The sequence below is a fragment of the Curvibacter cyanobacteriorum genome, from assembly GCF_028649475.1.
GTDB classification, from domain to species: domain Bacteria; phylum Pseudomonadota; class Gammaproteobacteria; order Burkholderiales; family Burkholderiaceae_C; genus Curvibacter; species Curvibacter cyanobacteriorum.
Window position 1 is genome coordinate 31,178 of the sequence record NZ_JAQSIP010000015.1, and the last position, 25,475, is coordinate 56,652.

The following is a 25,475-nucleotide window of genomic DNA, read 5'->3' on the forward strand; positions in this document are numbered from 1 at the left end:
GGATCGGACCGGCACGCCACCGGCGCCGGACAGTCGCGCTAGTATCCGCGCATGCCTGCTTTGTTTCCACGCCTCCGCCCTCGTGTCGCGGCATGGCTGGCCTGCCTGTTCATCACGGCCACCCTGTCGGCCTGCGCCGGCCCCCCCCGGCTGCCGGCGGGGCAGTTGTCGGCGGTGCTGCCTGCCGACCTGTTGCTGATCGGTGAACAACACGACGTGCCGGCCCACCACCAACTGGAACGCCAGGTGGTCGAGATCCTGGGGGTGCAGGGGCGGCTGGCCGCGCTGGCCCTTGAAATGGTCGAGCAAGGCCGCAGCACCGAAGGCCTGCCGCGCCAGGCCAACGCCTCGCAGGTGAAGGCCAAGCTGGGCTGGAACGACGCCGCCTGGCCCTGGGCCGACTACGAGGGCCCGATCATGGCGGCGGTGGAGTTTGGCGTGCCAGTGATCGGGGTCAACCTGCCGCGCGACCGCCAGCGCGCCGCCATGAAGGACATCAGCCTGGACCTGCGCCTGACCCCGGCCGCGCTGGAGCGCCAGCGCCAAGCCATCCGCAGCGGCCACTGCGACCTGCTGGCCGAGGCCCAGGTGGCGCCCATGACGCGCATCCAGATCGCGCGCGACCTGGCCATGGCGCAGGCCCTGCTCAAGATTGACCGCCCCCAGGACCGCACCGTGGTGCTGCTGGCCGGTGCCGGCCATGTGCTGCGGTCGATGGGCATCCCGGTGCACCTGCCCGAATCGCCGCCGTCGACCTTGCGCGTAAAGGTGCTGATCGCCACCACCAACGGCAGCGCCTTGTTGCAAGAACTGAGTTCCGGCGAACGCCCGGCCGAGGCCGACCAGATCTGGGTCAGCCCCCCTGGCCCTGAGCGCGACCACTGCGCGGAGCTGCGCCAGACCATGCTGCCACCGTCCTGAGGGCGCCCCACACGCCCCACACGCCCCAAGCCCCGGCCAGCTCGTGGAGCCGCCTCCGGCGCGAAGGCCCCCGATCAGGGGGTCACGGACTCAGGGGCGCCGGGGCCGCAGGGCTCAGGGCCTCATGCATCACCAGCTCGCTGGGCCGGGCCGGGCGCAGGGCGTTGTAGCAGCGGTAAGTCCACTGGCGCTGCGGCCAGCTGACGTCGGACAAAGCCTGCACCAGGGCGGGCTGGTCGCTGGGCACGTCGTGGTGCCCCAGGGCCGCGCCCAGTGGGCGCTGCGGGAACAGCGACACCAGGTCTTCGGGCAAGACCTGCCGCGGGCTCGGCACCGCCACCCCGCGCAGCTGCGCGGCCAGCACCGCCGCCAGGCTGGGCTGGCCGGGCCAGGCCATGTGGCCGAGCTGGGTGCAGCGCGGGTTGAACTCGATCAGCCAGGGCTCGCCGGTGCCGGCTTGCAGGATGAAGTCCAGGCCATGGAAGCCAGAGAGGCGCAGGCGCTGGCACAGGCGCCGCGCGGCCTCGGCCATGGCCTCGTGGTGCACCCGGCGCACCACCGTGGCGTGGCCGGTGGCGCCGCGGGTTTCGACCACCGCCACCGAGACCAGGGCCTGCAGCTCACCGCGCCAGCACAGCATCATGGTGTTGGCGGGCTGGCCCTCGATGTACTGCTGCAGGCTGATCGCCTGAGCGCCCGGCTGGCGCCGGCTCCACCAGGCCAGCGGGTCGCGCTCGACCAGCCACTGGCGCAGCAGCGGCCCGGTCTGGCCTTGCCGGCTCAGCGAACGCCAGGCGGCCGGCCCCTCGCCTTGCGAGTGCAGCATGCGCACCCCGGAGCCGCCGCAGCTGAGGTCGCGCTTGAGCACCGCGTGCTCATGCCCCTCATCGAACCAGGCCTGCACATCGAGCGGGCCCCGCAGCGCACGGGTCTCGGGCACGCGCAAGCCCAGCTCGCGGGCCAGGTTGAGCAGGCGGTGGCGGCTCAGCAGCAGCTCGTGGCTGGCCAGGGGGGCGATGGATTTCTCGATCAGGCCGCGCAAGGCGGGCACCTGGGCGCACAGGGTCAGCAACTGGGCCACCACGCCGTCGTCGCAGGGCACGATGAGCTCGTGGTCACGCCCCTGGCCCAGCACCGAGCGCAGGCTGCCCAATGAATCCAGTGGGCTGTAACGCCAGCAGCGCCCCAGACCGGGCACACGCAACACCGGGTGACCGGGCGGCGAGAGCACGTCGACCCGACAGCCGTGCTGCAACAGCGCCAGAGCCATGCGGGCTGAGGAGGGCCACCATTTGCTGGTGACCAGCAGAACGGCCGGTTTCCGCAAGCTCAAAAAACGTTCTCCGGTGGCACGCCCGTCTGTGGCGTGCGCCCCACCAGGGCGCACAACAGGCATGTAAAAATGCGATCCCAAAATTATAGAGACCGATGCTCCCCGGAACCGGCGTCCGGGGGCGCCTCGGTGACGGGCTGTTCACCAGCATGGCCCACAGCAGCTCGGATCCAAATCAGTGGGAGAACGCATGCATCCAACAGTTGTCGACGTGGCCATCGTGGGCGCAGGGCCCTATGGCTTGTCCTTGGCCGCGCACCTGGCGGGACGCGGCGTGAAGGTGCGCATCTTCGGGCGTCCGATGCGGTTCTGGCGCGAGCACATGCCGCGCGGCATGTTGCTCAAGTCCGATGGCTTCGCGTCCAGCCTGTCCGAGCCCACCGGCCACTACACGCTCAAGACTTGGTGCGCCGAAAACGGCGAGCCCTACGCCGACATGGGCCTGCCGGTGACGCTGGAGCAGTTCTGCGCCTACGGGCAGGCGTTCCAACGCCGCTGCGTGCCTTTTCTCGAGCCCACCGAAGTGCAGCACCTGAGCCGCCATCCGCAGGGTTTCGCCCTCAGCCTGAGCAGTGGCGACATCGCGCTGGCCCGGCGGGTCGTGGTGGCCACCGGCATCGCGCCCTTCGCCTACCTGCCCGAGCCGCTGCAGGGCCTGCCGACCCACCTGGTCAGCCACAGCGGCCAGCACACCGACCTGAGCCGCTTTGCCGGGCAGGAGGTGGCGGTGCTGGGCAGCGGGGCCTCGGCCGGTGACACCGCCGCCCTGCTGCAGGACGGCGGGGCCCGCACCCACCTGATCTCGCGCCGCCCGGTGCGCTTTCACAACCCGCCGAACGGCCCGCGCAGCCTGTGGCAGCGCCTGCGCCAGCCGGACTCGGGGCTGGGGCCGGGCTGGAAGTCTTACCTCTGCGCCTACGCACCGCGCGTGTTCCATGCCATGCCCCAGTCGCTGCGGCTGCGCGCCGTGGCCCGCCACCTGGGCCCGGCCCCCGGCTGGTTCGTGCGCGACAAGGTGGTGGGCAAGGTGACGCTCAAACCAGGCTTCACGCTGCAAAGCGCCGAGCCCGAAGGTGACCGGCTGCGCCTGCATTTCCGCCACACGCAGGGGCAGACCCACGACCTGGTGGTCGACCATGTGATCGCCGCCACCGGCTACCGCGCCAACCTGGCGCGCCTGGCCTACCTGGACCCGGAGCTGCGCGACGCGGTGCGTCAGGTCCACCACACCCCGGTGCTGGACCGGCACTTCCAAAGTTCGGTGCCGGGGCTGTACTTTGTCGGCGCCCTGGCCGCCAACAGCTTTGGCCCGCTGCTGCGCTTTGCCTACGGCGCGGATTTCACGGCCAAGCACCTGGCCCGCCACCTGGGCTGATGGGCCTGCCCGGTCACGGGCCCGCCGCACCGCCGCCGGACCAGGCCGGCCAAAGCGCTGCCGCGCGCGCCTCAGGCCGGCCGCTGGCCACGCCGCGCGGCCATCTCCTGCCCCATCAGCGCACAGGTCGGGGCATCGAGCAGGGCCTGGGCCACCGGGTACACCAGCTGATCCTCGCGTTGCAAATGCGCGCGGTACTGGTCGGCAAAGCCCTGCCAAGACCGGGTGGGCGCCTCGGACGCGGGCCAGGGCTGGGTGGCCTGCAGCACCTGCTGCAGGTCCAACCGCAGCGCCTGCCAGGCCTGCGCCAGCTGCTGGTGCTCTTGCTGCAGGGCCAGCGCCAGCGCCGCCACCTCGGGGTCGGGGCCTGCGATCAGCGGCGGGAACACATGCTTTTCTTCGTCCTCGTGGTGCAGCGGTGCGGCCAGGTCAAAGTAGCGCAGGATGTCGCGCGCCGCCGACTGGGCGGGGCCCACGTCGCCCCGTGCATGCAGGTGCCGGGCCAGCCGCTCGAGCAGGCGCAGCGTGCGCTCGACGCGCTCATGGCAGGCCCCGAGCATCTCGAACGGAGCCTCAAATCCCACCGCGGGTGGGGCGTGCAGAACGAGGGGCGACACCATCGGGTAAGCCGGACGAAAAAGCCGTCAGCCGCGGTGGGGACCGAGTGCTGCGACAATCCGGGGGTTATGACCAAAGCCTACATTCTCACCCTGTCCTGCCCCGACCGCACGGGGATCGTGCATGCTGTCTCCGGCTTCCTGCTGGAGCAAGGCGGCAACATCGAGGAAGCGGCCCAGTACAACGACCACGACACCGGTCTGTTTTTCATGCGGGTGCAGTTCGCCTGCGACGGCCTGAGTTTCGACGAACTCAAGGCCAAGCTCGGTGGCCTGGCCACCGATTTCGGCATGAAGTGGAGCCTGCATGCGACCGCTGAGCCCGTCAAGACCGTGCTGATGGTCAGCAAGGAAGGCCACTGCCTGAACGACCTGCTGTTCCGCTGGAAGTCGGGCCTGCTGCCGCTGGACATCCGCGCCATCATCAGCAACCACCGCGAGTTCTACCAGCTGGCCGCCAGCTACAACGTGCCCTTCCACCACATCCCGGTGACGGCCGCGACCAAGGCCCAGGCCGAAGCCCGCCAGTACGAGATCATCGAAGCCGAAGGCGCCGAACTGGTGGTGCTGGCGCGCTACATGCAGATCCTCAGCGACGACCTGTGCCGCAAGCTGGCCGGCCGCGCGATCAACATCCACCACAGCTTCCTGCCCAGCTTCAAGGGCGCCAAGCCCTATTACCAGGCGCACGACCGTGGCGTGAAGCTGATCGGTGCCACCGCGCACTACGTGACCGCCGACCTCGACGAGGGCCCGATCATCGAGCAGGACGTGGCCCGCGTGGACCACAGCCGCACGGTGGAAGACCTGACCGCCCTGGGCCGCGACACCGAAAGCCAGGTGCTGGCCCGCGCCGTCAAATGGCACAGCGAGCACCGCGTGCTGCTGAACGGCCACAAGACCGTGATCTTCAAGTAAGCCGATCCCCCCGACCGCCATGGACGAGCGCAACAGCCCCGTCAGCGCACAGCGGATTCCGCCGATCCAGTGCCTGCTGACCTTCGAGGCCCTGGCCCGGCTGCGCAGCGTGACCCAGGCGGCCGAAGAGCTGTGCGTGACCCCCAGCGCGGTCAGCCACCGGGTGCGCCAGCTCGAGCAGATCATTGGCACCAAGCTGTTCGGGCGCGCTGATTTCTCGCTGACCACCGAGGGCAGCGAGTACCTGGCCCATGTGCGCGAAGGGCTGGAGGCGCTGCAAAAGTTCCCGGGCACCCAGGGCCCGACCGGCAAGCGCAAGCTCAAGCTGGCGGTGACGCCGACCTTTGCGCGCTCGATCCTGATCCCGCGCCTGCGCCAGTTCACCGAAGCCTACCCCGAGATCGACCTGGCCCTGCATGTGTCGATCCCGCTGCTCGACGTGATCGCCGAGGACGCCGACCTGATCGTGCGCTTCGGCCCGGGGCGCTACGCCGACCTCGAGCACATCAAGCTCGCGGGCGACGATGTGACACCGCTGGTGTCGCCCGCCTTCCTGCGCGAGCACGGTCCCTTTGAGCGGCCCGAGGACCTGGAAGGCCTGCCCCTGCTGCGCAGCCCGCTGGAGCCCTGGCGCACCTGGTTCGCCGCCCACCACCTGGACTGGCCCGAGCCCGCCGAAGGCTCGCAGTTCAACGATGTCGGCCTGATGTGCGACGCCGCCTCGGTGGGCATGGGCGTGGCCCTGGTGCGGCTCAAGCTGGGCCGCCCCTGGCTCGAGGCGGGCTCGCTGGTGCGCCTCAGCGAGCGCAACGTGCCCAGCCCCCACGCCCACTACCTGTGCTGGCGCACCGGCACCATGGACCGCTGGGAGTGCGCGGCCTTTGCCGAGTGGCTGCGCAAGTCCTTGCTGTGACAGCGCACGGCGGGGACACCGGGTGGCCCCGCCCCGCACGGGATCGGGGACTGGGGTGGGCTTGCCGGTCACGGCGCCCGCGCTGACAGGCCGCATGACCGTCGGCGTGACACGCCGATGAAACCGAGGCCCTGGGGCACCGCGCCGCGGTGCGGCACACACCATTCGGCGCGCACGGCCGACCGCCCACTGAGGGGCGTGACAGCTCACTACAAGTCCCCTCAAACACTTACCGTTTTCTGTGTCTTTGGCGACAAGAACGCCGCGCTCAGCAGCTGAAATTAGCGCTCTGATGTGGCGCCAATCTTCTCCCCTGTTCGTGGGGCGCCATGCCAACAACGCAGGAGACCACCATGAGCACTTTCCCCTGGGTCAAGTCCTACCCCCCCGGCACACGGTGGGACACGCCCCTCACCATCGAACGCGTGGAGCGCCTGCTGGACCGGGCCCGCACCAACTGGCCTGAGAAAAGCGCCCTCAGCTTCATGGGCCGAACGATCCACTTCGCCGAGCTGGGAGAGCTGGTGGACCGCATGACCGTGGGGCTGCGCGCCCTGGGCGTGGGGCCTGGCGTGCATGTGGGCCTGCTGCTGCCCAACACGCCCCAGTACGTGATCAGCTTTTTCGCCATCCTCAAAGCCGGCGGCACGGTGGTGAACTACTCGCCGCTGGACGCGGCCAACACCATCGCCCACAAGATCGAGGACAGCCAGACCCAGGTCATGATCACGCTGGACCTCGCCAGCCTGTACGACAAGGTGCCCAACCTGACCGGCGTGCACCCCTTGCGCCACCTGGTGGTGGGGCAGGTCGGGGAGTTCTCGGCCCACCCGGACCAGGTGCAGGCGCAGCTCGCGACCGCGGGGCAGCTCAGCGCCAGCCCGCCCAGGGCCGGCCAGGTGTCGTTTCAGCACCTGCTGGCGCACAGCGGCACGGTGCCCAGCTTCCCCGACAGCGAAGCCCACCAGCACATCGCGGTGCTGCAGTACACCGGCGGCACCACGGGTTTCCCGAAGGGCGCCATCCTGACCCACGCCAACCTCAGCGCGGCCACCTCGCAGGCCACGCACTTCACCGCCATGGGCGGCACCCTGCTGCAAGAAGGCTGCGAGCGCATCCTGGTGGCCCTGCCCATGTTCCATGTCTACGCCATGGTGGTCACGGTGCTGATGGGCGCGCGGATCGGGGCCGAACTGGTGCTGGTCATGAAGTTCGACCCGCAGCAGATCCTGCGCGACATCGCCGAAAAGCACATCACCTGCTTCCCGGGCGTGCCCACCATGTTCACCGCCCTGGTGAGCCAGCCCAATGTCGCGGACTTTGATCTGCGCAGCCTCAAGACCTGTGGCTCAGGCGGCGCGCCCCTGCCCATCGAGCTGCTGCGGCGCTTTGAAAGCCTCACGGGCTGCACGCTGTCCGAGGGCTGGGGCATGTCGGAGACCAGCGCGCTGGGCACCTTCACCCCCACCAGCGGTCCGCGCAAACCCGGCTCCTGCGGCATCCCGGCGCCCGGCGTGGTGATCGAGTTCCGCGACCTCGACGACCCCAACCGGCCCAGCCCACCCGGGCAGGCCGGCGAGATCGTCATCACCGGCCCCAACGTCATGCCCGACTACTGGCAAAAAGAAGCCGAGCACGCCGAGTTCTTCACTGAAGACGGCTTTCTGCGCACCGGCGACGTCGGCACCATGGACGAGGACGGCTTCCTCTACATCGTCGACCGCACCAAGGACATGCTGCTGTGCGGCGGCTTCAACGTCTACCCCCGCCTGATCGAAGAAGCCATCTACGCCCACCCCCTGGTGCAGGAGGTGATCGTGATCGGCATCGACGACCCCTACCGGGGCCAGTCGCCCAAGGCCTTCATCAAGCTGCTCAACGCGGTGGCCGAACTCAGCCTCCAGGAGCTGCAGGACTTCCTCAAAGACCGGCTGGGCAAGCACGAGATGGTGCACGCCATGGAGCTGCGCATCGACCTGCCCAAGACCGCCGTGGGCAAGTTGTCCAAACGGATGCTGCTCGACGAACTGGCAGCGGCCACCGCCCAACGACCCACCCCATGAACAGCCCCCTGATGAGCCTCACCCCCTGGATGTTCACCCGCCCGCCCGGCACCCGCCCCCCCATGGCCCTGGCCCTGCTGGAGGGACGGGCCCTGCTCGAAGGCCTGAGCCTGCCCCTGGCCTGGCCCTGCCTGCGCGCCAGCCTGCCGCCCGGCGACGGGCACCCGGTGATGGTGCTGCCCGGCCTGATGGCGGGAGACGCCTCCACCTGGCCCTTGCGGCAGTTTCTCCAGCAACTGGGCTACGACGCGCGTGGCTGGGGCCTGGGCATCAACACCGGCCCCCGCGCCCACGTCAGGCCGCGCTTGAATGAGCGCCTGCAGCAACTGCATGCGGAGTCCGGCCGCCGGGTCAGCCTGATCGGCTGGAGCCTGGGCGGCGTGTTCGCCCGGGAGCTGGCCCGCGACCAGCCCGAGCTGAGCCGCCAGGTGATCAGCCTGGGCAGCCCCCTGTATGGCACACCGGGACAGGCGGCCAACCCGTGGGTCTGGCACCTGTTCAAGGCCCTGAACCCTGAGCTGTCGGAAGCCCAGGCCGACGAGGTGCGGGGCCACCGCCCACCGCCCGTGCCCTGCACCTCGATCTACACCCGCACCGACAGCGTGGTGGGTTGGGGCGCCTCGGTGGAGTACAGCAGCCCGCTGACCGACAACGTCGAGGTCAACAGCGCCAGCCACCTGGGCCTGGGCATCAACCCGCTGGTCTGGTACGTGATCGGCGACCGCCTGGCCCAGGCCGAAGGCCAGTGGGCGCACTTCAAGCCCGCGGGGCTGCGCCGCTTTCTGTTCCGCGGCAAGTCCCCGGCCCAGCCCTTGCCGCCGCAGACCGAGCCCTGACCTGCCCTCGTCCGCCACCACCGACCCGCCCCACCCACACACAAGGAAGCCCCATGGACCACCTCAGCGGCCTGGACGCCATATTTCTTCACCTCGAAGCCCCGGAGGTGCCCATGCATGTGGGCTCCCTGATGGTGCTCAACCCACCGCCCGGACACGAGGGCGACTTCTCCGAGGTGGTGCGCGACCACATCCAGGCGCGCCAACACCTCGCCCCCTTGCTGACGCGCAAGCTGATCAAGATGCCGTTCGACCTCTCCGACCCCGCCTGGGTCCCCGACGAGCACATCGACTGGGACTACCACGTTCGCCCGATCAGCCTGCCCCCACCGGGCAGCAACACCCAGTTGCAAGAACTGGTGGCGCGGCTGCATTCGTCCCTGCTCGACCGCAGCCGCCCGCTGTGGGAGGTGGCCGTGATCGATGGCCTGCGCAGCGGTCAGGTGGCGATCTACATCAAGGTGCACCACTCAGGCATGGACGGCCAGGCCGGGGTGGCGCTGGGCGCGGCGCTGTTCGACCTCGAAGCCCAAGGGCGCAAGATCCCCAAGGCCCTGCCCCGCCCGCCGGGCCAGAGCGAACGGGTCGGCATGGCCGAGCTGGCCGTGTCGGGCCTCAAACACACGGCCCTGCAGTACGTCAAGCTGGCCCGCATGGCCCCGGAGATGCTGCGCACCGCCAAGTCCCTGCTGGTGCCCCCGGTGGGGGCCGATGGCAAGCGGGACTGGTCGCTGCCCAAGAACATCCAGTGGTTGTCGCCGCGCACCCCGCTCAACACCACCATCACCAACCAGCGCTCGTTCGCGGCCCGCACCGTGCCCCTGGCCGAGATGAAAACCGTGGCCAAGGCCTTTGGGGTCACGGTCAACGACGTGGTGATGGCGGCCACCGCCGGCGCGCTGCGGCGCTACCTGCAGGAGATGAATGCCCTGCCCGCCAAGTCGCTCACCGCCGGGGTGCCCGTCAGCCTGCGCGAGGCGGGCGATGGCAGCGCCAACAACCAGGTCAGTGCCGTCGTGATTCCGCTGTCCACCGACGAAGCCGACCCAGTGCAACGCCTGCACAAGATCCGCGAAGCGTCCATCCTCAGCAAGGGTTTCATGGGCCGCATCAAAGCGGTGGTGCCCACCGATTTCCCGGTGCTGGCGGCCCCCTGGGTCATCACCGGGCTCAGCGCCATGGTGACCCGAGCAGGGCTGTACGACCGCTTGCCGCCTTTTGCCAACGTGGCGATCTCGAACGTGCCGGGCCTGCAACAACAGCTGTACTGCGCGGGCGCCGAGGTGGTCTGCAACTACCCGGTGTCGATCGCCTTCCACGGCATGGCGCTCAACGTCACCGTGACCAGCTACAACGGCCGCATGGACTATGGCCTGATCGCCTGCCGCCGCACTTTGCCGCAGATCCACGAGTTGGCCGACATGCTGCTGCACGAGCACCAGCTGCTCAAGGAACAGGCAGAGGCCCTGCTGGCGGCCGCCAAGCACGCGCCTGCCCAGGTGGCGGTGGCGCCGGCGACCGCCCCACCGACGCCCCCCGGAACCCCGCGCGCCTCGGCGACCCCGGCTGCGCCCACCCCGGCCCCCGACACGGCGTCCAGCACGGCATCCGGCCCACCAGAGGTCGCGCGGCGGCCGCGCCAGCGCCCCGCCAGCGCGCGAACCTCGGCCGCGGAGGCGGCGGCACCGCCCCCATCCGCCGCGCTACGCCGCGCCGCCAAAGCCACGTCAACGCCAACGGCCAGGGCCCGCCCCGCGCGCTCAGCGCCGGCCCCACGCCCCGCCCCACCCAGCCGGTCGCGCCCCCGCGCGGCCACACCGGCGGCCACGCCGGCAGCGGCCCCCTCAGCCACAGGGAGCGACGGCGCTCCCGCCGCCCCCGCGAGCCCGGACGCCTGAGCCCTCCCTGAGGCACCCTGAAGCGCCCCGAGGTCCTGGAGGCACCGGCGGGCGCACCCCTCAGCCCCCCGGGCCCGAGCCACGCCCCCCGAGGAGGGGCGAGGCCGGGCCTGAACGCCCCCTCTGGGCGCCCCCCTGTCGGGGCGCCACAATGGACCCTCAGCGGACCCTCAGCGGACCGGCCCCCGCCCGCAAGCCGGGATGGAGGGCCGCGCGGGGGCCCCCAGGAGCCCCCAGCACCCGGCCTGGCCAGCCACCGACCAGCGCCCCAGGCTGCACTTTGTTTTTCACAGGGGGCTGAAAGAATCTTCACGCCCCCGAGCGGGCTTTTGACTTAAATTACAGCGCCAGGCGCCAGGTCGCAGACCCCACGCGCCGCCCGACCGTCCCTAGCCCCCGGAGTGCTGTGCCATGAACGCCCCCCTGTCCGCCACCACCCAAGACCACCACCAACGCGCCGAACGGCAGGCAGAGGTGGTGCGGGCCTTGCAGGCCGTGCTGCCGGCGCACGCCTTGCTGTGGCACACCGAGGACACCGTGCCCTACGAGTGCGATGGCCTCACCGCCTACCGCGAGCGCCCGCTGGTGGTGGCCCTGCCCGAAACCGAGGACGAGGTGCAGGCAGTGCTCAGCACCTGCCACGCGCTGAAGGTGCCGGTGGTGGCACGCGGCGCCGGCACCGGTTTGTCCGGCGGAGCGATGCCGCACAAGATGGGCGTCACGCTGTCGCTGGCCAAGTTCAACCAGATCATCCGCATCGACCCCGCCAGCCGCAGCGCGGTGGTGCAAGGCGGGGTGCGCAACCTGGCCATCAGCGAAGCCGCGGCCAGCCATGGCCTGTACTACGCGCCCGACCCCAGCAGCCAGATCGCCTGCACCATCGGCGGCAACGTGGCCGAGAACTCGGGCGGCGTGCACTGCCTCAAGTACGGCCTGACGCTGCACAACGTGCTCAAGGTGCGGGGCTTCACCATGGCTGGCGAGCCGGTCGAATTCGGCGGCGAGGCCCTCGACTGCCCGGGCCTGGACCTGCTGTCGGTGGTGGTGGGCAGCGAAGGCATGCTGGCCGTGACCACCGAGGTCACCGTCAAACTGGTGCCCAAGCCGCAGTTGGCGCGCTGCATCATGGCCAGCTTTGACGACATGCGCAAAGCCGGTGACGCGGTTGCCGAGGTGATTGCCGCCGGCATCATCCCGGCCGGCCTCGAGATGATGGACAAGCCCATGACCGCCGCGGTGGAGGACTTTGTGCACGCAGGCTACGACCTCGCGGCCGAGGCCATCCTGCTGTGCGAAAGCGACGGCACCCCCGAAGAGGTCGAAGAAGAAATCGGTCGCATGAGCGATGTGCTGCGCCGCTGCGGGGCCACGGCCATCGCGGTCAGCCGCGACGAAGCGGAACGCCTGCGCTTCTGGAGCGGCCGCAAGAACGCCTTCCCGGCCAGCGGCCGCATCAGCCCCGACTACATGTGCATGGACTCCACCATCCCGCGCAAACGCCTGGCCGACATCCTGCTGGCGATCGCCGAGATGGAGAAGAAGTACCAGCTGCGCTGCGCCAACGTGTTCCATGCGGGCGACGGCAACCTGCACCCGCTGATCATGTTCGATGCCAACGACCCCGACCAGCTGCACCGTTGCGAGCTGTTTGGCGCCGACATCCTTGAAACCAGTGTGGCCATGGGTGGCACGGTGACCGGCGAACACGGCGTGGGCATCGAGAAGCTCAACAGCATGTGCGTGCAGTTCAGCCTCGAAGAGCGCGAGCAGATGCTGGGCATCAAGCGCGCCTTCGATCCGCAGGGCCTGCTCAACCCGGGCAAGGTCATCCCCAGCAAGCACCGCTGCGCCGAGTACGGCAAAGAACTGGTGCGCGGCGGCAAGCTCAAGCACCCCGACCTGCCCCGCTTCTGAGGCCGGTCGCCGCGCAGGCGCTCACCCCACGCGCCAGCGCCCCCGGCGCCCGCGTGGCGGCTGCTCAGTCGGTTTGAACACTCTGCTGGTAATTGGCCACGCCCGTCACGATTTCCTGGTGCGCCGCCTCCACCCCTTCCCAGCCCAGCACCTTGACCCACTTGCCGGGCTCGAGGTCTTTGTAGTGCTCAAAAAAGTGGCTGATCTGTTTGAGCCGCAGCGGGTTCAGGTCGTCGTGCTGTTGCCAGTGTGAGTAGATCGGCAACACCTTGTCGATGGGCACCGCGAGCACCTTGCCGTCCTCCCCCCCTTCGTCCTCCATCTTCAGGATGCCCAGCGCGCGGCAGGTCACCACCACCCCGGGTATCAGGGGGAAGGGGGTGATCACCAGGACATCGACCGGGTCCCCGTCGCCCCCCAGCGTGCGGGGCACATAGCCGTAGTTGGCGGGGTAATGCATGGCCGTGCCCATGAAGCGGTCGACAAAGATGGCGCCCGACACCTTGTCCACCTCGTACTTGATGGGGTCGGCGTCCATCGGGATTTCAATGATGACGTTGAAGGCGTGCGGCACCTGGGCACCGGCACTGACATGGTTGAGCCCCATGGGAGGTCCTTTCGATGAAAACACAGTGCCCCGGAGGCCGGCGGGCACCACACCGGGCAGAAAGCGCCCCGCACCACAGGCGGTGCCGGGGCCGCGGCGGTCAGAGTTCCTTGCTGATCCGAATCTGCGTGAAGTTGCCCGACTTGGCGTACTGAGAACTGGTGGTGCGCATGTACTGCAGCGTCAGGGCGACCTGGATGCCGGGGATCACGGTGGTGACGAAGGCGCCGGCGTTGTTCAGGCGCAGCCGGTTGGGGCCCAGCGGGTTGTCGACGTCGTCGTGGTACTGCTGCACCCGAACCCAGTGCAGCCCGACCGGGCCGATGGGGGTCATGTAGCCGCCGGCCAACTCGAGCCCGGCCCAGTTGCCACTGCGCACATGGGTGCTTTGGTTGCGGCTGTTGAGCCCCAGGGACACGCGCCCCGCCAGGGCCACCTGGGGCACCGGCAGGTAGACCACCTGGGCGCCCGGCCGCAGGGTGTAGAAGTTGCCACCGCCGATGTAGAAAGCAGCGGGCGAGTTGTAGTTGCCCGTGGGCAGGACCCAGTTGATGCCCACGGTGGTGCGGATCTGCTCGGTGCGGTGGGACCAGCCTGTCAGCACCTCGACATCACCCACGCCCCCCAGCTCGCCGGTCTGCCCCTCGGCCGCCGAGGCCAGCTCCTGCTGGTAGGCGCTGCCAAACTGCTGCGCCACCCCACTTTGCACCGCGGCACTGGCGCCGCTTTGGGACGGCCAGCTCAGCGGGGGCGCGGTGCCCACATTGCGGACGTTCTGCTTCAACGTGGCATAGGGCACGTTCAAGCCCAGGACCCAGCGCCCGCCCCCCGTGGTCTGGGTGCTGGCGTAAGCCATGCCCAGGTTCCACATGTTCATGGACCCGGTGCCGATCACCTGCACCGAGCTGGGGGCAAACGTGGGATTCTTGCCAGGCTGGCCGGCGTTGGCCGACAGGGGGAAGGTGCCGCCGGGCAGGGGGGTGCGGAAGTCCCCGCCGTCGCCGCCCGAGGTCTTGTTGACCTGGATGTGGGTCAAGGCCGCCCCGACCACCCAGCCCGACAGGTCCGGGGGGGCGAACATCTCGCCCCCCAGGGAACCCGCGATGTTGTAGCGCACCTGAAAGCCTTCAGCGGCCAGGGCCGGGCTGGTGCCCAGCAGCCCGCTGACCACCCCCGCCAGGAGGGGGAGACAAGCGAGGCCGGGCCCCGCTGGGCCAGCGCCGCCCGGCGTCCGTGAGAAATGAGTCATAGGCCGCCTTTGTTGGGGACATGCAGAAGAATGAACACCTCGGCAAGCGGCTCATGCAGACACCGTCGCACCAGGCATCCTACGCAGCCCACCGGGGTCACGGCAGGGCTGAATTGCTGCAATTCACAAGCAGTCGTTACCGCATGAATCCAGGCGCCCAAACCCGCGACCGGAGGCCCACACCCGGCCCTGGGCGGCACAGCTTGACCGGCCTGCGCCCCCGCCAGCCGCGCCGCCCGAGGTCCGCCCCCAGGCCGGGCGCACAAAAAACCCCGGTCGCCTGGCGGCGCCGGGGTGGCAGGGGGCACGCGGGGACCGGGCCGGCCTGGTGCCAGGCCTCAGGCTTCGACGGCCTCGCGGGCGGTGTAGCCCACTTGGTCCAGCGCGGCGGCGAGGTGGGCCACCGTGCGGTCGATGTGCTGCCATTTGTCCAGCCCGAACAAGCCGATGCGGAAGGTGCGGAAGTCAGCACCTTCGTCGCATTGCAGCGGCACCCCGGCAGCCGTCTGCAAACCGGCGGCGCGGAATTTCTGGCTCGACTGGATGTCCGGATCGTGGGTGTAGCTGACCACCACGCCCGGGGCCTGGAAGCCCGGCGCGGCCACGCTGGGGATGCCACGCGACTCGAACAGGCTGCGCACCGCCCGGCCCAATGCCCACTGGGCCTCGCGCATGCGGGCAAAGCCCAGGGCCCGGGTCTCCTGCATGGTGTCGCGCAGGCGCAGCAGGGCATCGGTGGGCATGGTCGTGTGGTAGGCGTGGCTGCCGTTTTCGTAGCTCTCGGCGATCTGCAACCACTTCTTGAGGTCGCAGGCAAAGCTGGTGCTGGTGGTGCCCTCGATGGCCGCGCGGGCACGCTCGGACAACATCACCATGGCGCAGGCGGGCGAGCCGCTCCAGCCCTTTTGCGGTGCCGAGATCAGCAGGTCGACACCGGTGTCCTGCATGTTGACCCACACCGCCCCGGAGGCAATGCAGTCCAGCACCATGAGGCCGCCCACCGCATGCACCGCGTCGGCCACGGCACGCAGGTAGTCGTCGGGCAGGATCATGCCGCTGGCGGTTTCAACGTGCGGGGCAAAGACCACCGCGGGCCGTTCGGCGCGGATGGTGGCCAGCACCTCCTCGATCGGGGCCGGGGCCCAGGGCGCCTGCGGCCCCGGACCGGTGCGGCGCGCCTTCAGCACGCTGATGTCGGAGGTGATGCGCCCCATCTCGAGGATCTGCGACCAACGGTAGCTGAACCAGCCGTTGCGCAGGATCAGGACCTTTTGGCCGTTGGCAAACTGGCGGGCCACCGACTCCATGCCGAAGGTGCCGCTGCCCGGCACCAGCACGGCGCTGTACGCACCATAGACTTCCTTGAGCATGGCACCGATGTCCAGCATGACACCGCGAAAACGCGCCGACATGTGGTTGAGGGCGCGGTCGGTGTAGACCACCGAGAATTCGAGCAGACCGTCGGGGTCCACCTGGGGCAAAAGTCCGGGCATGTTGTCTCTCTCAGTCAAACCCCGGTGCCTGGGGCACGCCGTCCGCACCCGCGCGGGCCCGGGGCTGGACACTTTAGCACGCGCCCTCCGGGCCTTTGCCCGGGCTTACCAGGGGTCGACAAAGCGGGACACGCTGCGCGGCTGGGCCGCCGCCGAGTCCAGCCCGCGCAACAACCAGGCGCGGGTGTCGGCCGGGTCGATGACGGCGTCGATCTCCAGCGTGGCGGCCATGTTCAGGGCCTCGCCGTTGGCGTACTGCTGGTCGACCAGGCGCTTGAACAGGGCCTCGCGCTCGGGCCCGGCGGCGGCGGCCTCCAGCTCCTTGCGAAAGCCCAGCCGCACCGCGCCCTCCAGCCCCATGGCGCCGAACTCGCCGGTGGGCCAGGCGACGGTGAACACTGGGGCATCGAAGCCGCCGGCGGTCATGGCCTGCGCGCCCAGGCCATAGCCCTTGCGCAGCACCACGGCAAAGAAGGGCACGCTGAGGTGGGCCGCCACCACGAACAGGCGGCACACATGGCGCACCTGGGCCTGGGCCTCGATGTCGGGGCCGACCATGAAGCCCGGCGTGTCGGTCAGCGACACGATGGGCAGGCCGTGCGCATTGCACAGTTGCATGAAGCGCGCGGCCTTGTCGGCCGCCTCGACGTCGATCGCCCCGCCCAGGTGCTGGGGGTTGTTGGCGATCAGGCCGATGGGCCGGCCTTCGAGCCGCGCCAGCGCGGTCACGATGCCGACGCCAAAGCCGGCCCGCAGCTCGAGCAGCGACCCCACATCGACCAGGCCGCGCATCACCTCGCGCACCTCGTAGACCCGCAGCCGGTTCTCGGGGATGGCGTGGCGCAGCAGGCGCGGGTCGGCCGCCTCCCAACGCGCCACAGGGCCCTGGAAATAGCCCAGGTAGCGCTGGGCCACGGCCACCGCCTCGACCTCGTCGCGCACCAACACGTCGATGACCCCGTTGGCCGCCTGCACCGGGCTGGGGCCGATCTGCTCGGGCGCGAAACGCCCCAGGCCCCCGCCCTCGATCATGGCGGGCCCGCTCATGCCGATGTTGCTGGCCTCGGTGGCAATGATCACGTCGGCGCAGCCCAGCAGGGCCGCGTTGCCCGCAAAGCAACGCCCATGCACGATGCCCACCACCGGTACCTGGCCCGACAAGGCAGCGAACTGGCTGAAGGTGTGGTTGTTCAAGCCGGCCACGATGGGCATGTCGGTGTCACCGGGGCGGCCGCCCCCGCCTTCGGCGAACAGGACCACGGGCAGGCGCAGCTGGTGGGCCAGCGCCAGCAAGCGGTCGGTCTTCTGGTGGTTGCGCAGGCCCTGGGTACCGGCCAGCACGGTGTAGTCGTAGGCCAGCACCGCAGCGCGCGAGCGCTGCGGCCCAAAGTCCGCGGCATTGATGGTGCCCAGGCCCGTGACCAGGCCGTCGGCCGGGGTGTTGGCGATCAGGTCGTCCAGGCTGCGACGCCGCGTCTGGGCGGCAATCGCCAGCGCACCGTACTCGATGAAGCTGTCCGCGTCACAAAGCTGGGCGATGTTCTCGCGTGCGGTGCGGCCGCCCTGCGCATGCCGCTTGGCCACCGCCGCGGGGCGGTTCGCGTCCAGCGTGTGGGCGTGGCGATCGATGACCCGCTGCAAATCGGGCCGGAGGTGCGCCGGGTCGATGACCGTCGGCACCGGGGCGCTGACCTCGGCGCCCGCCAGGGGCTCGAGCTGCAGCAGCGGCTGGCCCGCCACCAGGTAGTCGCCCGGCAGCACCGCCAGTGCCAGCACGCGGCCGGCCTGCGCCGCCTGCAGCACATGCTCCATCTTCATGGCCTCGAGCACCGCCAACGCCGCCCCGGCGGGCACCACGTCCCCCACCGCGACGCTGTACTGCACCAGGCGCGCGGGCATCGGGGCGGTGACCGTGCCGGTGAGCCAGGGGCTGGCGGGTGGGTCGGCCGGGGCCGCATGCGGCCCTGGGGCGGTCGGCGAGGTCGGCGCGGGCTCGGGGGGCAGCGCCGCCAGCAGCTCGGGCAACAGCTGCTCCAGCCAGCGGGTGTGGAGCTGCTGGCTCAGCATCTCGGGCCGCGCGGCCAGCGCGCGCAGCAGGCCCAGGTTGGTGGCCGGGCCCTCGATGCGGCACTCGGCCAGCGCGCGCTGCGAGCGCCGCAGCGCGTCGGCAAAGGCCGGGCTGCGGCTGCTGACGATGAGCTTGGCCAGCAAGGTGTCGTAATGCGGCGAGGGGCTGGCACCGGCCACGCCATGGGTGTCGACGCGGATGCCCGGGCCGGTGGGCAGGTCAAAGCGACTGAGGCGCCCGTGGCCGGGCGTGGCCTGGCCCTCGGCGTCCAGCGTCTCGGCATTGATGCGCCACTGCAGCGCGTAGCCCTGGGGCTGGGGCGGGCGCAGCGAATCCAGGCCCAGCTCGGCCAAGCGGCGCCCTGCGGCCAGCGCGATCTGCAGCTGCACCAGGTCCAGGCCGGTGACCTCTTCGGTCACGGTGTGCTCGACCTGCAGCCGCGCATTGGCCTCGATGAAGACAAAGGGCAGCGTGTCGCTGGCCAGGTCGACCAGGAACTCGAAGGTGCCCAGGCCCTGGTAGCGCAGCTCGCGCGCCAGGCGCAGGGCCGCCTCGGTCAGGGACTGGCGCAGCGCCGGCGGCAGCGAGGGGCTGGGCGCGATCTCGACCAGCTTTTGAAAGCGCCGCTGCACCGTGCATTCGCGCTCGCCCAGGCCCATCACCTGCTCGCCGTCGCCGATCACCTGGACCTCGATGTGCCGCGCCCCGTCCATCAGGCGCTCGACGTACACGCCCTCGACGCCAAAGGCCGCCAGGGCCTCGGAGCGGCAACGGTCCCAGGCCTCGGGCAGCGCCTCGGGCTGGCGCACCGCGCGCATGCCACGCCCGCCGCCGCCCCCCACGGCCTTGACCATCACGCCTGCGCCTTGCTGGGCCGCCATGAAGGCCTGAGCGGCCTCCAGCGTGACCGCCCCGGCGCTGCCCGGCAACAGTGGCAGCCCCAGGCGCTGCGCCAGGGCCCGCGCGCGGGCCTTGTCGCCCAGCACGCTGAGCTGTTCCACGGTCGGGCCAATGAAGCGCAAGCCGGCCTGGGCGCAGGCGTCGGCAAAGTCGGCGCGCTCGCTCAGAAAGCCATAGCCGGGGTGCACCGCGTCGCACCCCCGGGCGCGGGCCACGGCCAGCAGGGCGGTGACGTCCAGGTAGGCGGCCGGACCGGTGCCTGCCAAGGCCACCGCCTCGGTGGCCGCGCGGACATGGGGGGCGTGCGCATCGTCCTGCGCGTACACCGCGAGGCTGGGCAAGCCCAGGTCGTGCAGGGCGCGCACGATGCGCAGCGCCACTTCACCGCGGTTGGCGACGAGGACTTTGGCAAACAAGGGCTTGGACACAGGCGGCTTCCGGCGGCCGGGGGCCGCATGGGGGAGGCCATCGTGCTGACCGATCTCCCCGGGTGGATCCATGGGCCCGCAGGCGCTGAGGTGTTGGCGCCCGGCGCGTGGCCCGCTCGGGCGCAGTGTGCCGCAGCGCCCCGGGCGACACAGTCACCGAGGAGCCAACGCCCGCCGCGGGGCCGCGCCCCGCGCAGGACCGGTCCGAGGGTGCCGGGTCAGGGCCCAGGGACGCGTCCCCGGCGACCCGACTCGCGCGGCGCACGAAGCCCGGCGGCGGGGTGGCAGGGTGGCAGGGTGGCGACAGAACGCCCCCCCCGAAGATGTCTCGCAGCCATGGCCTTTTCAAGGGTTGTTTTCACCATAATTCAGCCCAAATCCATCATCCATCACCATGAGCACCGCTTTTCCCGAACTCGACCGCATCGACCTGAAGATCCTGCAGGCCCTGCAACAGGATGGCCGCCTGTCCAACCTCAAGCTGGCCGAGAGCGTGAGCCTGTCGCCCACCGCGGTGCTGGCCCGGGTGCAGCGGCTGACGCGCGAGGGCTACATCCTCGGCTACGAAGCGCGGCTGAACCCGCTCAAGCTGGGCGCGGCGATGATGGTGTTTGTCGAGGTGCTGCTGGACCGCACCACCCCCAATGTGTTTGACGAGTTCCAGGCCGCCGTGCAGGTGCGCCCCGAGATCATGGAATGCCACATGGTGGCGGGCGGCTTCGATTACCTGCTCAAGACCCGCATGGCGGACATGGCCTCGTACCGCGCGTTCGCGGGCACGGTGCTGTGGCAGCTGCCGGGGGTGCGCGAAACCCGCACCTACGCGGTGATGGAAGAGGTGAAAAACTCCACCCACCTGCGCCTGCTGTGAGCCCGGCGGCCCCGGGACGCGGGGCCCGTGCCAGGGCGACGGTGCGCTCGAAGCCAGGCGGCCGGCCAACGCGGGGGCCTTGGGATCAGCGGGATCAGCGGCTTCGGCGGCACCCGGCGCGCGCCCTGAAACGGGCAACGGGCGGGGGCGCCGTCAGTCGGAGCGGGTGCTCAAGCCGCGGGCGGGACACTGCGCCCGCCGAAGATGGCGGAGCCCACCCGCACCATCGTGCTGCCCGCGTGGATGGCGGCTTCGAGGTCACCCGTCATGCCCATGGACAAGGTGTCGAAATGCGCCGCACAGGCCGGCTGCTCGGCCTGCAAGGCGGCGCGCACCTGCTCGAACAGGGCGTGGGCTTGCAGGTGGACTCGCTTTTGCGACTCGAAATCAGGCTGCGGCTCGGGAATGGTCATCAGGCCGCGCAAACGCAGGTGCGGCAGCGCGCCCACCGCGCGGGCCAGCGGCAACACCGCCTCGGGCGCCAAGCCGGATTTGTTGGCACCGCCGTCGATGTTGACCTGCAGACAGACCTGCAGCGGCGCCTGGTCAGCGCCACGCTGCTCGCTCAGGCGCTGAGCGATCTTGAGCCGGTCCAGCGTGTGCAACCAGTCGAAATGCGCCGCCACCAGCTTGGTCTTGTTGGACTGCACCGGGCCGATGCAGTGCCATTCAGGCCGCGGCACCAGGGGCTCGGGCGGGGCGCTGAGCGCGGCGATCTTGTCCACGCCTTCTTGCAGGTAGTTCTCGCCAAATGCGCTCTGGCCCGCGGCGGCGGCGTCGCGCACGGCCTCGGGGCCAAAGGTCTTGGACACGGCCAGCAGGCGCACGGACTCGGGATCACGCCCCGCGTCGAGGCAGGCTTGCCGGATGCGCTCCCGCACCTCTTGGAGCTTGTTACCAATCATCGTCATAATTACCCAAGAGCGTAGCAAACAACCGAGAGGGAATCCGTGGACATCACCCAGTTACTGGCATTCAGCGTCAAAAACAAGGCGTCTGACCTCCACCTCTCGGCTGGACTCCCGCCCATGATCCGGGTGCATGGCGATGTGCGCCGCATCAACGTCGACGCGCTCGACCACAAGACCGTGCACGCCATGGTGTACGACATCATGAACGACTCGCAGCGCAAGGCTTACGAAGAGTTCCTGGAAGTCGACTTTTCTTTTGAGATTGAAGGCCTGGCCCGCTTCCGCGTCAATGCCTTCAACCACCAGCGCGGCTCTGGCGCGGTGTTCCGGACCATTCCGTCCAAGATCCTGACGCTGGAACAACTCAACGCGCCCAAGATCTTTGCCGAACTGTCGATGAAGCCGCGCGGCCTGGTGCTGGTCACGGGCCCCACCGGTTCGGGCAAGTCGACCACGCTGGCCGCGATGGTCAACTACCTCAACGAAAACGAGTACGGCCACATCCTGACGGTCGAGGACCCGATCGAGTTCGTGCACGAATCCAAGAAGTGCCTGATCAACCAACGCGAGGTGGGGCCACACACCCTGAGCTTCAACGCGGCGCTGAAGTCGGCGCTGCGCGAAGACCCGGACGCCATCCTGGTGGGCGAAATGCGCGACCTTGAAACCATCCGCCTGGCCATGACCGCGGCGGAAACCGGCCACTTGGTGTTCGGCACCCTGCACACCTCGAGCGCGGCCAAGACCATTGACCGGATCATCGACGTGTTCCCGGCCGAAGAAAAGGACATGGTCCGCGCGATGTTGTCCGAGTCGCTGCAGGCGGTGATCTCACAGACCCTGTGCAAGACCAAGGACGGCCAGGGCCGTGTCGCGGCGCACGAGATCATGGTGGGCACCAGTGCCATTCGTAACCTGATCCGCGAGGCCAAGGTGGCGCAAATGTATTCGGCCATCCAGACGGGCAACAGCGTCGGCATGCAGACGCTGGACCAGTGCCTCACAGACCTGGTGCGGCGCAACGTGATCAGCCCGGCCGAGGCGCGGGGCAAGGCCAAGGTGCCGGAGAACTTCCCGGGCTGAGGCCCAGGCAAGCGCCGGGCCGGATCCAACAACAAGAAGGGAGTTCGTCATGAAAGGCATTCTGGGCCTGCTCAAGCAAAAGGCAGCGCCAAGGCCGGACGAGTCGCAAGACTCGATTTTGTTCTCGACCGCCTTTGCCGGCCAGGGGGTGGACCAGTCCATGCTGGTGCCCTGGGAGGCGCGGGCCGTGGAGGTGGGCGCCAAGCGCCTGGCCTCCTCGCGTGGCAGCAAGCTGCTGCAGAACCTGTGGGCCAAGGACAAGTACATGGCGCTGTTGCAGGCCAACGGCGTGGAGCGCATGGAGCGCTTTTTTGTCTTTGCCAGCGTGCCCGCCAACCGCGACCTGATCCTACAAGACGAATACGGCAACTTCATGGTGGTGCTGCTCACGGGCACCATCGCCGTGGACCGGGTGCAGCCGTGGGGCGAACACCTGCGATTGGCCGAGACCCGGCCGGGCGACATCCTGGGTGAGATGTCGCTGCTGGACAGCGGCATCCGCTTTTCGGCCTGCACCACCTTGACCGACTGCGAGGTGGCCGTGCTCAGCGCCGAGGCGCTGGACGACATGATGACGCAAGACCCGCAATTGGCGGCCAGCCTGGTCGCCTTGCTGGCCCGCAAGCTGTCGCTGCGATTGCGGGTGGTCAGCGCCCGCCTCAGCGACCACAGCAAGTAAACAGGACATCTGCACATGGAACGTGATCAGGCCAGCAAGTTCATCAACGACCTGCTCAAGCTGATGGTCAGCCGCAACGGCAGTGACCTTTTCATCACCGCCGACTTTCCGCCCGCCATCAAGGTGGACGGCCGCATCACCAAGGTCTCCCCGCAACCGCTGGCGGGCACCCACACCATCGCCCTGGCCCGTTCCATCATGAACGACAAGCAGGCGGCTGAGTTTGAGCGCACCAAGGAATGCAACTTCGCCATCTCGCCCGCGGGCATTGGCCGCTTCCGCGTCAATGCGTTCCTGCAACAAGGCAAGGTGGGCATGGTGCTGCGCGTGATCCCGATGACGCTGCCCACGATTGACGGCCTGGGCCTGCCTCAGGTGCTCAAGGAAGTGGCGATGACCAAGCGCGGCCTGTGCATCATGGTGGGGGCCACGGGCTCGGGCAAATCAACCACCCTGGCCTCGATGGTGGACTGGCGCAACGAGAATTCCTACGGCCACATCATCACCGTCGAAGACCCGGTCGAGTTTGTGCACGCACACAAGAATTGCGTCGTGACCCACCGCGAAGTCGGCCTCGACACCGACAGCTGGGAAGCGGCCCTGAAGAACACGCTGCGCCAAGCCCCGGATGTGATCCTGATGGGCGAGATCCGCGACCGTGAAACCATGGAACACGCGGTGGTCTTCGCCGAGACCGGCCACCTGTGCCTGGCCACCCTGCACGCCAACAGCGCCAACCAGGCGCTGGACCGCATCGTGAACTTCTTCCCAGAAGAGCGGCGCGCGCAGTTGCTGATGGACCTGTCGCTGAACCTGCGCGGCATGATCTCGCAGCGCCTGATCCCCAAGCAGGACGGCAAGGGCCGGGCTGCGGCCGTGGAAGTGATGCTGAACACCCCCCTGATCTCGGACCTGATCTTCAAGGGCGAAGTCTCCGAAATCAAGGAGATCATGAAGAAGAGTCGCAACCTGGGCATGCAGACCTTTGACCAGTCACTGTTCGACCTCTACGAAGGCAACGTCATCACCTACGAGGACGCCCTGCGCAACGCTGACTCCCTCAACGACCTGCGCCTGCAGATCAAACTCAACAGCCAGCGCGCTCGCAACCAGGACCTGTCCGCCGGGACAGAGCACTTTGCGATCGTCTGATCGCCATCCCCCGTCCGGGCGCCCTGGGGCCTGGCGGGTTTTTCCGTCATCCACACCGACCTCTCTGAAAACAACATGTCCAGCATCAACGCGCGTTCTTATGACGCCATCTCCTCGCAAAAAGTCGCCTTCATCGGTCTGGGCGTCATGGGCTACCCCATGGCCGGCCACCTGGCGTTGGCCGGTCACCAGGTGACGGTGTACAACCGCACGCCGGCCAAGGCCGAAGCGTGGGTGAAGGAGTTTTCGGCCACCGCCGCCCCCCGCGCAGCCACCACGCCGCGCCTGGCGGCGCAGGATGCCGATCTGGTGTTTTGCTGCGTCGGCAACGACGATGACCTGCGTTCTGTCACGTTGGGTGCCGATGGTGCTTTTGCCGGCATGAAGCCCGGCGCGGTCTTTGTGGACCACACCACCGCTTCGGCCGCAGTGGCCCGTGAACTGGCCACCGCGGCACGCCAAATTGGTCTCAAGTTTGTCGATGCCCCCGTGTCCGGCGGCCAGGCAGGCGCCCAGAATGGGGCCCTGACCGTCATGTGTGGCGGCGACAGCGCGGCCTTCGAAGCCGCCCGCCCGGTGGGCATGGCGTTCTCACGTGCTTTCACGCTGCTGGGCGACAGTGGCGCCGGTCAGTTGGCCAAGATGGTCAATCAGATCTGCATCGCTGGTCTGGTGCAGGGCCTGTCGGAAGCCATCGCCTTCGGTCAGAAGGCAGGCCTCAACATGGAGCAGGTGCTCGAGGTGATTGGCAAAGGAGCGGCCCAAAGCTGGCAAATGGACAACCGTGGCAAGACCATGGTGGCAGACAAGTTCGACTTTGGCTTTGCCGTGGACTGGATGCGCAAGGACCTTGGCCTGGTGTTGGACGAAGCCAAACGCAATGGTGCGCGCCTGCCGGTCACCGCTTTGGTCGACCAGTTCTATGCCGATGTGCAGCAGATGGGTGGCCAACGCTGGGACACTTCGAGCCTGATCAAGCGTTTGAAATAAGACGCAGTGACGCGGGCTGAACACAGCCCGCGCGCCCCCCCAAACAGCGCCCTCGGGCGCTGTTTTTGTTGGTGGGTGAAGGTGGTTGAGGGCGTGTTTGGAAGTGGCGCGAGGCGGAGGCCAGCGGCTGGGGCAGAGCTGGCCTGAGCAGAGGTGGTGATGGCGCAGGCCATGGCTCGATGGCCCATCGCTGCAAGCGCTCCACGGCCCAGGGCGCGGGAGTGGTTTTCAGCCCCCCAAAGACAAAACCCCCGCC

Annotated in this window: 20 protein-coding genes; 13 read left to right on the forward strand and 7 right to left on the reverse strand. The window is 69.1% G+C overall.

The window, feature by feature from the left end; all coding sequences use genetic code 11:
* The first annotated feature begins 51 nt into the window (after positions 1–51).
* Positions 52–921, forward strand: a complete 870-nt coding sequence (locus PSQ40_RS20975) for a ChaN family lipoprotein (RefSeq protein ID WP_273953849.1) — start codon at positions 52–54, stop codon at positions 919–921.
* An 82-nt stretch (positions 922–1,003) separates the two neighbouring features.
* Here PSQ40_RS20975 and PSQ40_RS20980 read toward each other — a convergent pair whose 3' ends face one another.
* The gene (locus PSQ40_RS20980) at positions 1,004–2,254 is read right to left on the reverse strand and encodes an ATP-grasp domain-containing protein (RefSeq protein WP_273953850.1); all 1,251 of its coding nucleotides are present in this window, start codon (positions 2,252–2,254) and stop codon (positions 1,004–1,006) included.
* A gap of 190 nt (positions 2,255–2,444) precedes the next feature.
* Here PSQ40_RS20980 and PSQ40_RS20985 point away from each other — a divergent pair, with 190 nt between their 5' ends.
* Positions 2,445–3,629, forward strand: a complete 1,185-nt coding sequence (locus PSQ40_RS20985; RefSeq protein WP_273953851.1) for an NAD(P)-binding domain-containing protein — start codon at positions 2,445–2,447, stop codon at positions 3,627–3,629.
* 71 nt (positions 3,630–3,700) lie between these two features.
* Here PSQ40_RS20985 and PSQ40_RS20990 read toward each other — a convergent pair whose 3' ends face one another.
* Positions 3,701–4,249: a hemerythrin domain-containing protein gene (locus PSQ40_RS20990; protein WP_273953853.1), complete on the reverse strand. Its 549-nt coding sequence runs from the start codon at positions 4,247–4,249 to the stop codon at positions 3,701–3,703.
* 66 nt (positions 4,250–4,315) lie between these two features.
* Here PSQ40_RS20990 and purU point away from each other — a divergent pair, with 66 nt between their 5' ends.
* The 6 genes from purU (at position 4,316) to PSQ40_RS21020 (ending at position 12,788) form a co-directional block, all read left to right on the forward strand.
* Positions 4,316–5,164: a formyltetrahydrofolate deformylase gene (gene purU, locus PSQ40_RS20995; RefSeq protein ID WP_273953854.1), complete on the forward strand. Its 849-nt coding sequence runs from the start codon at positions 4,316–4,318 to the stop codon at positions 5,162–5,164.
* A 19-nt stretch (positions 5,165–5,183) separates the two neighbouring features.
* Entirely contained in the window at positions 5,184–6,077 is an 894-nt protein-coding gene (locus PSQ40_RS21000; RefSeq protein ID WP_273953855.1) for a LysR substrate-binding domain-containing protein, read from the forward strand.
* Positions 6,078–6,430: 353 nt separating this feature from the next.
* Positions 6,431–8,140 (forward strand): AMP-binding protein, encoded by a 1,710-nt coding sequence (locus PSQ40_RS21005; protein ID WP_273953856.1) that lies wholly within the window; start codon positions 6,431–6,433, stop codon positions 8,138–8,140.
* Complete coding sequence (locus PSQ40_RS21010; protein WP_273953857.1) at positions 8,137–8,976, forward strand: esterase/lipase family protein; 840 nt, start codon at positions 8,137–8,139, stop codon at positions 8,974–8,976. The genes PSQ40_RS21005 and PSQ40_RS21010 overlap by 4 nt, the downstream gene beginning before the upstream one ends.
* A 53-nt stretch (positions 8,977–9,029) precedes the next feature.
* Positions 9,030–10,874 carry a WS/DGAT/MGAT family O-acyltransferase gene (locus PSQ40_RS21015; protein ID WP_273953858.1) on the forward strand — a complete coding sequence of 615 codons (1,845 nt, stop codon included), beginning with the start codon at positions 9,030–9,032 and terminating at the stop codon, positions 10,872–10,874.
* Positions 10,875–11,285: 411 nt separating this feature from the next.
* The gene (locus PSQ40_RS21020; RefSeq protein ID WP_273953859.1) at positions 11,286–12,788 is read left to right on the forward strand and encodes an FAD-linked oxidase C-terminal domain-containing protein; all 1,503 of its coding nucleotides are present in this window, start codon (positions 11,286–11,288) and stop codon (positions 12,786–12,788) included.
* 64 nt (positions 12,789–12,852) lie between these two features.
* On the opposite strand, the gene ppa is transcribed toward PSQ40_RS21020, so the two are convergent.
* From ppa to PSQ40_RS21040, 4 genes are all read right to left on the reverse strand, one after another.
* Positions 12,853–13,395, reverse strand: a complete 543-nt coding sequence (gene ppa / locus PSQ40_RS21025; protein ID WP_273953861.1) for an inorganic diphosphatase — start codon at positions 13,393–13,395, stop codon at positions 12,853–12,855.
* Between the two features lie 100 nt (positions 13,396–13,495).
* A complete protein-coding gene (locus PSQ40_RS21030) occupies positions 13,496–14,566 on the reverse strand; it encodes a transporter (RefSeq protein WP_273953862.1) in 1,071 nt (356 codons plus the stop codon).
* Positions 14,567–14,982: 416 nt separating this feature from the next.
* Positions 14,983–16,137 carry an aminotransferase class V-fold PLP-dependent enzyme gene (locus tag PSQ40_RS21035; protein ID WP_273953863.1) on the reverse strand — a complete coding sequence of 385 codons (1,155 nt, stop codon included), beginning with the start codon at positions 16,135–16,137 and terminating at the stop codon, positions 14,983–14,985.
* A gap of 105 nt (positions 16,138–16,242) precedes the next feature.
* Positions 16,243–19,521 carry an acetyl-CoA carboxylase family protein gene (locus PSQ40_RS21040; protein ID WP_273953869.1) on the reverse strand — a complete coding sequence of 1,093 codons (3,279 nt, stop codon included), beginning with the start codon at positions 19,519–19,521 and terminating at the stop codon, positions 16,243–16,245.
* 406 nt (positions 19,522–19,927) lie between these two features.
* Here PSQ40_RS21040 and PSQ40_RS21045 point away from each other — a divergent pair, with 406 nt between their 5' ends.
* Entirely contained in the window at positions 19,928–20,404 is a 477-nt protein-coding gene (locus PSQ40_RS21045; protein ID WP_273953864.1) for an Lrp/AsnC ligand binding domain-containing protein, read from the forward strand.
* Positions 20,405–20,574: 170 nt separating this feature from the next.
* Here the strand turns inward: PSQ40_RS21045 and PSQ40_RS21050 are convergent, their stop codons facing one another.
* Complete coding sequence (locus tag PSQ40_RS21050) at positions 20,575–21,315, reverse strand: YggS family pyridoxal phosphate-dependent enzyme (protein WP_273953865.1); 741 nt, start codon at positions 21,313–21,315, stop codon at positions 20,575–20,577.
* 39 nt (positions 21,316–21,354) lie between these two features.
* Between PSQ40_RS21050 and PSQ40_RS21055 the strand changes: the two genes are divergently transcribed.
* Genes PSQ40_RS21055 through PSQ40_RS21070 form a run of 4 tightly spaced genes read left to right on the forward strand, consistent with a single transcriptional unit; the run spans position 21,355 to position 25,219 of the window.
* Positions 21,355–22,398: a type IV pilus twitching motility protein PilT gene (locus tag PSQ40_RS21055; protein ID WP_273953866.1), complete on the forward strand. Its 1,044-nt coding sequence runs from the start codon at positions 21,355–21,357 to the stop codon at positions 22,396–22,398.
* Between the two features lie 49 nt (positions 22,399–22,447).
* Positions 22,448–23,077: a cyclic nucleotide-binding domain-containing protein gene (locus PSQ40_RS21060; RefSeq protein WP_273953867.1), complete on the forward strand. Its 630-nt coding sequence runs from the start codon at positions 22,448–22,450 to the stop codon at positions 23,075–23,077.
* A 15-nt stretch (positions 23,078–23,092) separates the two neighbouring features.
* Positions 23,093–24,229: a PilT/PilU family type 4a pilus ATPase gene (locus PSQ40_RS21065; protein WP_273953868.1), complete on the forward strand. Its 1,137-nt coding sequence runs from the start codon at positions 23,093–23,095 to the stop codon at positions 24,227–24,229.
* 48 nt (positions 24,230–24,277) lie between these two features.
* Complete coding sequence (locus tag PSQ40_RS21070) at positions 24,278–25,219, forward strand: NAD(P)-dependent oxidoreductase (RefSeq protein WP_273953870.1); 942 nt, start codon at positions 24,278–24,280, stop codon at positions 25,217–25,219.
* Positions 25,220–25,475 lie beyond the last annotated feature (256 nt).

What these genes read in the sequence shown, in the direction of transcription:
- PSQ40_RS20975 (WP_273953849.1), top strand. Translation starts at nt 52, where the DNA reads ATGCCTGCTTTGTTTCCACGCCTCCGCCCTCGTGTCGCGGCATGGCTG.
- PSQ40_RS20985 (WP_273953851.1), top strand. Translation starts at nt 2,445, where the DNA reads ATGCATCCAACAGTTGTCGACGTGGCCATCGTGGGCGCAGGGCCCTAT.
- PSQ40_RS20990 (WP_273953853.1), bottom strand. Translation starts at nt 4,249, where the DNA reads ATGGTGTCGCCCCTCGTTCTGCACGCCCCACCCGCGGTGGGATTTGAG.
- purU (WP_273953854.1), top strand. Translation starts at nt 4,316, where the DNA reads ATGACCAAAGCCTACATTCTCACCCTGTCCTGCCCCGACCGCACGGGG.
- PSQ40_RS21000 (WP_273953855.1), top strand. Translation starts at nt 5,184, where the DNA reads ATGGACGAGCGCAACAGCCCCGTCAGCGCACAGCGGATTCCGCCGATC.
- PSQ40_RS21005 (WP_273953856.1), top strand. Translation starts at nt 6,431, where the DNA reads ATGAGCACTTTCCCCTGGGTCAAGTCCTACCCCCCCGGCACACGGTGG.
- PSQ40_RS21010 (WP_273953857.1), top strand. Translation starts at nt 8,137, where the DNA reads ATGAACAGCCCCCTGATGAGCCTCACCCCCTGGATGTTCACCCGCCCG.
- PSQ40_RS21015 (WP_273953858.1), top strand. Translation starts at nt 9,030, where the DNA reads ATGGACCACCTCAGCGGCCTGGACGCCATATTTCTTCACCTCGAAGCC.
- PSQ40_RS21020 (WP_273953859.1), top strand. Translation starts at nt 11,286, where the DNA reads ATGAACGCCCCCCTGTCCGCCACCACCCAAGACCACCACCAACGCGCC.
- ppa (WP_273953861.1), bottom strand. Translation starts at nt 13,395, where the DNA reads ATGGGGCTCAACCATGTCAGTGCCGGTGCCCAGGTGCCGCACGCCTTC.
- PSQ40_RS21035 (WP_273953863.1), bottom strand. Translation starts at nt 16,137, where the DNA reads ATGCCCGGACTTTTGCCCCAGGTGGACCCCGACGGTCTGCTCGAATTC.
- PSQ40_RS21045 (WP_273953864.1), top strand. Translation starts at nt 19,928, where the DNA reads ATGAGCACCGCTTTTCCCGAACTCGACCGCATCGACCTGAAGATCCTG.
- PSQ40_RS21050 (WP_273953865.1), bottom strand. Translation starts at nt 21,315, where the DNA reads ATGACGATGATTGGTAACAAGCTCCAAGAGGTGCGGGAGCGCATCCGG.
- PSQ40_RS21060 (WP_273953867.1), top strand. Translation starts at nt 22,448, where the DNA reads ATGAAAGGCATTCTGGGCCTGCTCAAGCAAAAGGCAGCGCCAAGGCCG.
- PSQ40_RS21065 (WP_273953868.1), top strand. Translation starts at nt 23,093, where the DNA reads ATGGAACGTGATCAGGCCAGCAAGTTCATCAACGACCTGCTCAAGCTG.